This is a genomic window from Flavobacterium sp. (assembly GCF_041392085.1).
Lineage (GTDB): Bacteria > Bacteroidota > Bacteroidia > Flavobacteriales > Flavobacteriaceae > Flavobacterium.
On the sequence record NZ_JAWKMW010000011.1, the window covers coordinates 115,733 to 125,286 of the forward strand.

General features: G+C 34.2%; 9 protein-coding genes and 1 tRNA gene. 7 read left to right on the plus strand and 3 right to left on the minus strand.

The genetic code is table 11. The annotated features are described in order from the left end of the window. Positions 1-7 precede the first annotated feature (7 nt). Both R2782_RS10915 and R2782_RS10920 read left to right on the plus strand, forming a co-directional pair. Positions 8-81, plus strand: a tRNA-Asp gene (locus tag R2782_RS10915). 288 nt (positions 82-369) lie between these two features. Continuing rightward, the gene (locus R2782_RS10920) at positions 370-942 is read left to right on the plus strand and encodes a pseudouridine synthase (protein ID WP_371268282.1); all 573 of its coding nucleotides are present in this window, start codon (positions 370-372) and stop codon (positions 940-942) included. A 76-nt stretch (positions 943-1,018) separates the two neighbouring features. Here the strand turns inward: R2782_RS10920 and R2782_RS10925 are convergent, their stop codons facing one another. Further along, positions 1,019-1,495, minus strand: a complete 477-nt coding sequence (locus R2782_RS10925) for a TspO/MBR family protein (protein WP_371268283.1) — start codon at positions 1,493-1,495, stop codon at positions 1,019-1,021. A gap of 87 nt (positions 1,496-1,582) precedes the next feature. Between R2782_RS10925 and R2782_RS10930 the strand changes: the two genes are divergently transcribed. The 5 genes from R2782_RS10930 to R2782_RS10950 are packed head-to-tail and all read left to right on the plus strand — an operon-like array spanning position 1,583 to position 5,908. Beyond that, entirely contained in the window at positions 1,583-2,671 is a 1,089-nt protein-coding gene (locus tag R2782_RS10930; protein ID WP_371268284.1) for a diphosphomevalonate/mevalonate 3,5-bisphosphate decarboxylase family protein, read from the plus strand. 30 nt (positions 2,672-2,701) lie between these two features. Continuing rightward, a complete protein-coding gene (locus R2782_RS10935) occupies positions 2,702-3,640 on the plus strand; it encodes a mevalonate kinase (protein WP_371268285.1) in 939 nt (312 codons plus the stop codon). Between the two features lie 21 nt (positions 3,641-3,661). Further along, entirely contained in the window at positions 3,662-4,612 is a 951-nt protein-coding gene (locus R2782_RS10940; protein WP_371268286.1) for a geranylgeranylglycerol-phosphate geranylgeranyltransferase, read from the plus strand. Between the two features lie 58 nt (positions 4,613-4,670). After that, positions 4,671-5,546 carry a pseudouridine synthase gene (locus R2782_RS10945; protein ID WP_371268287.1) on the plus strand — a complete coding sequence of 292 codons (876 nt, stop codon included), beginning with the start codon at positions 4,671-4,673 and terminating at the stop codon, positions 5,544-5,546. Beyond that, positions 5,546-5,908 carry a nuclear transport factor 2 family protein gene (locus tag R2782_RS10950; protein WP_371268288.1) on the plus strand — a complete coding sequence of 121 codons (363 nt, stop codon included), beginning with the start codon at positions 5,546-5,548 and terminating at the stop codon, positions 5,906-5,908. The genes R2782_RS10945 and R2782_RS10950 overlap by 1 nt, the downstream gene beginning before the upstream one ends. 65 nt (positions 5,909-5,973) lie before the next feature. On the opposite strand, the gene R2782_RS10955 is transcribed toward R2782_RS10950, so the two are convergent. Together R2782_RS10955 and R2782_RS10960 are read right to left on the minus strand one after the other, a co-directional pair. Continuing rightward, positions 5,974-8,100, minus strand: coding sequence for a M3 family metallopeptidase (locus R2782_RS10955; RefSeq protein WP_371268289.1), 2,127 nt, complete (start codon positions 8,098-8,100; stop codon positions 5,974-5,976). A gap of 124 nt (positions 8,101-8,224) precedes the next feature. After that, positions 8,225-9,554: gliding motility-associated C-terminal domain-containing protein (locus R2782_RS10960; protein WP_371268290.1), on the minus strand; the 1,330-nt coding region annotated here is incomplete at its 5' end.

Sequence of the window (9,554 nt, forward strand, 5' to 3'; positions counted from 1 at the left end):
AAGCGAAGGTTTGGTAGTTCAGTTGGTTAGAATACATGCCTGTCACGCATGGGGTCGCGGGTTCGAGTCCCGTCCAGACCGCTAAAATTGGGAAAATTTATAAAAGCACTTTGTCATCAAAGTGCTTTTTTGCCCAAAAAAGCAAATGCTATGCATTCGCCGAACACATATAAAAATAAAAGTTCAGTGAGGCATTTAAAATAGTTGTGTTGTTTAGGACGACCGAAAGGGAGTCCTGGTTTAGTAGTTAGACCAATGAAAAGCTTTTCACCTTTTGGTGAATGGCTTTTTTGCTTTTTGGAAGTTTAGTTTAGCCTTTTTTGTCATTCCGACGATAGGAGGAATCTCATTGGGAATTTTTACAACAATATGATAAACCACCGCCACTTTTTACTCCACAAACCCTACGGCTACCTTAGTCAGTTTGTTTATGAACTCAAACGAACCAAAAAGTTGTTGGGAGAATTACATGATTTTCCTCCGGGAACCATGGCGATTGGTCGTTTGGATGAAGATTCGGAAGGCTTACTCATTTTAACTACTGACGGCAAGATGAGTGAAGTTGTGCGGAGCAAAAATGTTGAAAAAGAATATTATGCTCAAGTGGACGGAATCATCACACAAGAGGCCGTTGAGCAACTGCAAAATGGTGTTCTAATTGGCTTTAAAGGCACCAAATACAAAACCAAAAAATGCCAAGCCAAATTGATTGATGATCCAAATTTTCCTCTTCGTTCTCAAAAAATTCGTGATGAACGACACGGACCCACCTCTTGGGTTTCGATTACTTTAACCGAAGGTAAATTTCGTCAAGTTCGAAAGATGACATCTGCGGTAGGATTTCCCACGCTACGTTTAGTTCGTGTGCGAATTGGAAATTTTCACTTAAGCGATTTACAATCGGGTGAAGTAAAAGAAATAGATAGTGTTTTGGGAGTTTGAGAGGAAATTTTTTTAAATTTAGAATTTTAGTAGGTTCGGCTCCCCTCTACAAAGGAGAGGGGCTGGGGGTGAGGTTTTAACTATTCAACCACCAAATACTTCCATTTAAAAGCGTTGCAAAACTTACCCAAAGTAAATACGGTATCAATAATTTACTGGCTAAGGCGTCAATCGGTTTAAAAAGCTTGATGGTTTCCAAAATCATCAACCAAAGCAACAAAATTTCAATAAATGCCAAAAACGGATTGCACATGCCAAAAAATAAAAAACTCCACAACGCATTTAAAATCAATTGAATGGAAAAAACCCAAAGTGCCTTTTTTACTAAAACCGGTACAGTTTCCATTTTACTCCAAACCAAACCGGCACTCACGCCCATCATCACATATAAAAGTGTCCAAACCGGAGCAAATAACCAATTCGGTGGATTAAAGACAGGTTTGACTAGTGTTGGATACCACGTTTCAATGGAAGATTGTGTGGCCATTCCGGCACCATAACCAACTGCTAAACAAACGATGACAGCAATCGCAATTTTAAAAGACTTTGACATGGTAATTTTTATTCAAATGTAATAAATCTACTTTTCAAAAAAAGAGTGAATCAGTCAAAAAATGTATCTTTGCCAAAAATGAATGATATGCTCATTTCTTCAGATTTTATTCCGAAAGGCTATTCACAAACTATCGAAAAAGGAAGTTTTCAATGGTCTGCCCCAAGTAACATTGCCTTGGTGAAATATTGGGGAAAAAAAGAAAATCAAATTCCGGCCAATCCGTCCATTAGTTTTACGTTGAAAAATTGTAAAACAATAACGAAACTTACTTTTTCAAAGATTGAAAGAACAGAAAATTTTTCATTTGATTTATTGTTTGAAGGAAAACCAAAAGAATCATTCCGGCCGAAAATTCAAAAATTTTTGGAACGAGTGGAAGTGTATTTACCTTTTTTAAAAGAATATCATTTTATAATTGATACACAAAATACTTTTCCACACAGTTCAGGAATTGCCTCTTCAGCTTCCGGAATGGCTGCATTGGCAGTGAATTTCACGAGTTTAGAAAAAAAATTAAATCCCGAAATGACGGACGAATATTTTTACCAAAAGGCTTCGTTTTTAGCTCGTTTAGGTTCCGGTAGTGCTTGCAGAAGTGTAAAAGGCGAAGTTGTTATTTGGGGAAATCATCAGAAAACTGTAAACAGCTCTGATTTATTTGGAGTTGAATTTTCAGAACTTCATCCTAATTTTAAAAATTATCGAGACACGATTTTATTAGTAGATAAAGGTGAAAAGCAAGTTTCCAGTACACTTGGACACGATTTGATGAATGGTCATCCGTTTGCCGAAAAACGATTTGAACAGGCACATCAGAATTTATCACAAATGAAAGCCATTTTAGCCAGTGGAGATGTGAATGAATTTGTCAAATTGGTTGAAAGTGAAGCATTAACCTTACACGCGATGATGATGACATCGATGCCTTATTTTATTCTAATGAAACCTAATACGCTGGAAATAATCAATAAAATTTGGAAATTTAGGGAAACAACTTCTATTCCGGTTTGTTTTACATTGGATGCCGGTGCAAATGTACATGTACTTTATCCCGAAAACGTTAGCGAAAAAGTTTTGCAATTTATTAATAATGAATTAGTTGTGCATTGTCAAAATGAACAATATATTTGTGACGAAATTGGAAATGGTGCAGTTCAAATTAATAATATTTAATTATCTTTACACTATAACAAAAGAGCTACTATGAAAGGACCACTTTTTTACTCAAAAATTCTTCTTTTTGGAGAATACGGAATCATCAAAGATTCAAAAGGGCTTTCGATACCGTATAATTTTTATAACGGAGCTTTGAAAGTGAGTGAAAATCCGTCACCGGAAGCTATAAAATCCAACGAAAGTTTAAAGCGATTTGCGGTTTATCTAGCTCAATTGCAAACCGAACAACCGGAGTTAGTAACGTTCAATCTGGAAGTTTTAAATCAAGATATTGAAAGAGGAATGTACTTTGATTCTTCTATACCCCAAGGATATGGCGTTGGTAGTAGCGGAGCTTTAGTAGCTGCTATTTATGATAAATACGCGAACAATACCATCACGGTTTTAGAGAATTTAACGCGTGAAAAATTATTGCAGTTAAAAAATATTTTCGCTCAAATGGAATCTTTTTTCCATGGTAAAAGTTCCGGTTTAGATCCGTTGAACAGTTATTTGAGTTTACCTATTTTAATCAATTCCAAAGACAACATTGAGCCAACCGGTATTCCATCTCAAGCAACAAACGGAAAAGGAGCAGTGTTTTTATTAGATTCAGGAATAATTGGTGAAACAGCTCCAATGGTGAACATTTTTATGGAAAATTTAAAAGACAGCGGTTTCCGAACAATGTTGAAAAATCAATTTGTTAAATACACCGACGCTTGTGTGGAAAATTTCCTTCAAGGAGACGTAAAGTCACTGTTTTCAAATACAAAAAAATTATCTAAAGTCGTTTTGAATAATTTCAAACCGATGATTCCGGAACAATTTCATCAAGTTTGGCAAAAAGGAATTGATACAAATGATTATTATTTAAAACTATGTGGTTCCGGTGGAGGTGGTTATATTCTAGGATTTACACAAGATTTAGAAAAGGCTAAAGTTTCACTGAAAGACTATAAATTAGAAGTAGTGTATCAATTTTAATATTGATTTAAATACCTTTTTATGGCTTTATCCAGAAAAAACAAATTGATTGTAATGAAAATTATCAGTTTGTTTTCTGTAGTGAGAGGTTATAATATTCCCATCATTATTTTGGCTCAATACCTTTCGGCTATTTTTATCTTAGCGGAAAAAAGAGCATTGGATGTTGTTTTAGATTTCAATATGTTTATTATAGTGTTGGCTTCTTCTCTTTGTATTGCTTCGGGTTATATAATAAACAGTTTTTACGATAGCCAGAAAGATTTAATCAATAAGCCAAATAAAACTATGTTAGACCGTTTGGTCTCTCAAAAAACAAAATTACAAGTGTATTTTGGGCTTAATTTTTTTGTGTTTCTGATTGCCTTTTTGGTTTCTTGGCGTGCTGTTTTGTTTTTTTCGGCATATATTTTTCTGATTTGGTTCTATTCTCACAAGATTAAGAAATATCCAATAATTGGTAATGTTACGGCTTCTCTTTTAGCTGTGTTACCATTCTTTGCCATCCTTTTATATTACCAAAAAATAGATGCTATTCTTTTAAACCTAAATAACGAAAAGTATTACGTCATTTTCGCACATGCGTCGTTTTTGTTTCTATTGATTTTGATTCGGGAAATGATTAAAGATTTAGAAAATCTTACAGGTGATATCGTTCAAAATTATAGAACAATTCCTGTGATACTCGGCGAAAAATTTTCAAAAAAAATAATTACTTTCCTAGTTTTTTGTACAGTGATTCCGGTTTATATTCTCATCGAAATGTATGATGTGGGTTACATGGATATCTATTTTTATTTCAGTTTTATGATATTAATCTTCTTTTTAATAAAGATGTGGAAATCTGAGTCAAAAGAAAATTATTTATTGTTGCACAATATTATCAAGTTTATTATCGTAGCAGGTGTTTTCAGCATTATATTAATTAAACCTTCAGTTCTTACTCACGGAAGAGAAGTGTTGACTATGTAAAGAAGAATTACTGTCTCGGATACAATTTCAATTCCGTATCTTTGCAAAAAATTTAACAATGAATAAAAGAGACGGAAGTAGCAGAAAATCAACTTCCAACAAAAATACAAGTGGAAAGCCAAGTGGTTATAACAAACCAAAACCGGCTATGGCGAAGCGTTCGCAAAAACCAAAAAAAGCTACTCCTAATCCAGATGCGGCTCCTGCCAAACCTAAAGTTAAATCGGATGATATTCGTTTGAATAAATACATTGCCAACTCAGGTGCTTGTTCGCGTCGTGATGCAGATATTTATATCCAATCCGGAAATGTAAAAGTGAATGGTGAAGTGATTACCGAAATGGGTTACAAAGTGAAACCCGGCGATTTAGTCAATTTTGACGGAGCGAATATTACTCCTGAGAAAAAAGAATATCTGTTGTTGAATAAACCAAAGAATTTCACCACCTCTGTTGATGATGAACGCGATATGCGAAATGTGTATGAGTTGATTAAAAATGCAACGCCTGCAAAACTACAACCTGTAGGCAGAATGGATAAAAACACTACCGGTTTGTTGCTTTTTACGAATGATACCGATATGATTCGAAAATTCAGTTTGCCGAATCAAAAATCAACCAAAATTTACCAAGTTTCGTTAGATAAAAACTTAAAGTTTGAAGATTTAGAAAAGATTCAAGGCGGAGTTTCTTTTGATGAACATCGACTTTTTGTAGATGAAATAAGCTATATTGATGAGCAGCCAAAAACAGAAGTTGGGATTAAATTGAGAACAGCTAACGTTAAAGTAGTTCGCTCTATTTTTGAAAAATTTGGGTACAATGTATTAAAAGTGGATCGAGTAGCTTTTGCTGGATTGACCAAAAAGAATTTACCACGAGGGAATTGGCGATTTTTAACTGAACAAGAAATCATTAATTTAAAAATATTTTAATGAGTACTGACGTTAATTTAACTATTGCTTACAAATGGTTTGAGGCTTTCAATCAACATAATTTGGAGCAATTGTTGTCACTTTATGACGACCAGGCTCAACATTTTAGTCCAAAACTAAAAATAAGAAAACCGGAAACAAACGGTTTAGTCATTGGTAAAGAAGCTATGCGTGCATGGTGGAAAGAAGCATTTGATCGATTACCAACACTACATTACAAAGTAACTTCTTTAACCGCAAATTCTGATAGGGTATTTATGGAATATGTACGTTCCGTAAAAGACGAAGAAAATATGCTCGTGGCTGAGGTGCTTGAAATTCGTGATGGGAAAATAGTACTGTCTAGAGTTTATCATGGTTAAAAAAATAAAAAATCCCGAAAAATTTAAACTTTCGGGATTTTTTTGAATTAATTTAACCTTATTTATTATTTTGTTTGCTTGTCTAAACCGCGTTTTATCAGTAAAGGTTGAATGCTGGGTTCGCTTCCTCTAAATTTTTTATACAAGTCCATAGGTTCTTCTGTGCCACCTCTTTCTAAAATGTTTTTTCGGAACGAGTTTGCTTTTTCAGTATTAAATAAAGATGACTTTTTAAACTGATCAAAAGCATCCGTATCTAAAACTCCTGACCATATATAGCTGTAGTATCCGGCAGAATAGCCTCCGGCAAAAACATGACTGAAATAGTTTGCTCTATGTCTTGGAATGATAGCTTTAATCAAACCAATTTTTTTCATTGCGTTTAATTCAAAATCATTAGCGGAGCCGGAAATTATTCCTTCTGAAGTATGAAAATCCATATCTAAAAAGGCAGAAGCCAAATATTCTACCGTAGCAAAACCTTGTCCGTAAGTACCTGCATTTTCTAACTTTTTTATTAATGTGTCCGGTATTACTTGTCCTGTTTTATAATGTTTAGCATACATTTTAAGGACTTCCGGGTCTGCTGCCCAATTTTCCATTACTTGAGATGGTAATTCTACGAAATCTCTTGAAACACTTGTTCCGGCAAGACTTTTATAGGTAACATCAGATAACAAGCCATGTAGGGCGTGACCAAATTCATGAAAATAGGTTGTCACTTCATCAAATGTAAATAAGGCTGGCGTGTTTTCAGTTGGTTTAGAAAAGTTACAAACTATAGAAATTACAGGAGGAATACGTTTCCCTTTTTCTGTTGTTTGTGGGCGATAGGAAGTCATCCAAGCTCCACCACGTTTTGAATTTCTCGGATAAAAATCCATGTATAAGATTCCAACATGTCTTCCGTTTTTTTCAGTTACTTCCCAAACGGTCGCTTCATTATGATAAGTTGGAACATTTTTTAATTCTTTGAATTGTAATCCATACAATTTTTCGCAGACCATAAATACACCGGCAGTAACAGTCTCCAAACTAAAGTAAGGTCTTAATTCCTGTTCGTCTAAATCAAACTTTTGTTTTCTTATTTTTTCACTATAGTATCGCCAATCATAGGGTTGAACAACTCCTGATATACCTTCTGCCAACATCATTTGCTTAATTTCTGCTTCCTCTACTTTGGCTTTAGCTAAAGCAGGTTCCCAAAGTTGATGTAAAAATTCCATTACTTTTTCAGGAGTTTTGGCCATACTTTCTTCTAAAACATAGTGAGCATGTGTTTTATATCCTAGTAATTTTGCTTTTTCAGCCCGCATGGAAGCTAATCGAACGGCAATTGTGTTATTATCAAATTCATTACCATTATTACAGCGGTTTTTATAAGCTGTCCAGATTTGTTCTCTCAATCTTCGATTGGAGGCATATTGAAGAAAGGGCATTATACTGGAATTAGATAACGTAAATACCCATTTGCCGGGTTTCCCTTTGGACTTTCCGGTTTCGGCTGCTGCTGTAATTAAATCATCGGAAAGACCATCCAAATCTTCTTTGTCATTGATAACTAATTCATAATTATTTGTTTCAGCTAGAATATTTTGACCGAATTTTAAAGTCAAAACAGCCATTTCACTGTTTAATTCGCGAAGACGCTGTTTGTCTTTTTCATTTAAATTGGCACCACTTCGTTCAAAACCTTTGTAAGTTTTTTCTAAAAGTTTATGTTGTTCAGGATTTAATTTTAGTTTGTCTTTTTCTTCCCAAACAGTTTTTACTCTTGAAAATAATTTATCATTTAGATTGATATTGTCACGGTGAGCTGATAATAAAGGAGCAACATCGGTTGCTATTTTTTGAATTTCTTCATTGGTATTGGCCGAATTTAAGTTGTAAAAAACCGTTGTGACATCAGACAATAATTTACCTGAATTTTCTAGTGCCAAAATAGTGTTTTCAAATGTTGGAACACTTTTGTTATTGACAATTGCTTTTATTTCAGCATCTTGTTTTTTTATTCCTTCTTTAATAGCGGGTGTAAAGTGTTCATTTTTAATTAAATGAAACGGAGGAACATTATAAGGCGTATTATACGAGTTAAAAAAGGGATTTGTAGAAAAGGATTTTTTAAGTTCTTGTGCTTCAATTTGAGTAGTGATAATTCCTATTAGCATGAGTACTAAAAATTTATTTTTCATTGGAAACATATTTAAAGCCGCCAAATTAATATTTTTTTAAAGGAAGGGTTTTTAGATTAACTTATTTTTAAGACAAAGCCAATCAAAATTATTGATTGGCTTTAAAATTGTTATGTAAATTTTTTTATCTGCTTTCTTCTCGCATGATGTAAATCCAGCCGGTTTTAGATTCGCCACTCCTGAATTCAATTAAATAATAATAAGTAGCTGAGGGCAGCTCTTTTCCATCATCGGTTTGGCCATACCACTGGTTGGTATAGTTGTTCAAGGCATATACTTTTTTTCCATAACGATTAAAGATAGAAAGCTTTTCTACATCTAATAAAGCTAAATCAAAAAAGTCATTTAAATTATCACCGTTGGGCGAAATTCCCTTTTGAATGCCACAAAATATCGTTGGGACACTGATACTTTCTTCTGTAAAACAGCCATCAACCGAGGTGGCTCTTACTGTGAAGATCAATGGGAAAGTTTCCGTTTCAGGTGTGCTGCGAACATATTCGGTTACGTTGAAAGTAGAGGAGTTTGTTCCGACAATCGTACCATTTTCATTTGTCCAAGTATAATTCGTTAATATCACATTAGAGTCGTCATTAATTTCTACACCAAGAGTGAATTGGTTGTTTTCACAATTGTCGAAAATTTCTATTGAAAAACTAGGTAAAACAGTAATTGTAGTTGAAAAAGCAGTTGCACACGTCGTACTTGTTGGTGTAAAGGTATAAAGAGTATCGTTAGAGGAATTAATTGTTGACGGAAACCAACTACCACTAATTCCGTTTTCAGAAACAGTAGGTAAATTTTCGGTATTGCTATTCAAGCAAATTGATGAAGGAAGCGAAAAAACAGGTGTAATCGGCTCATTAATAATTACATTTAAAACAAAACTTTCAGCACAAGTATCTGTGGGTTCAAAAGTATAATTAGCTGTTTGTGTATTATCAATTGATGATGGAGTCCAAACACCATTAATGCCATTGTTGTCTAAATTAGGTAGACTAGGCACATTTTCACCTGAACAAAAAGACAATGTGTCACCGAAAGGAAATACGGGTGTTAGGGCAGGATTAACCGTAACGATTAATGTGAAGTTTACAGCACATTCAGAATTATTCACAATAAAAGTATAAGTGCCATTTGTTGAATTATCGATTGCAGCCGGACTCCAAAAACCATTTACACCATTGTTATCAACATCCGGCAAAACAGGAACGATATCGCCCACGCAAATGGTAAGTGAGTTTCCAAAATCGAAAACAGGCGTTACAAAATTTATAATATCAACAGTTAATATAAAATTATTTGCACATTGACCGGCATCCGGTGTAAAGGTGTAAATCCCACCATCGGTATCGTCAATTTGTGAGGGATTCCAACTTCCTATAATTCCATTATTATCAATAGAGGGAAGAAGAGGAGCTTGGACACTGGTACAAATTGAAATTGAATTATTA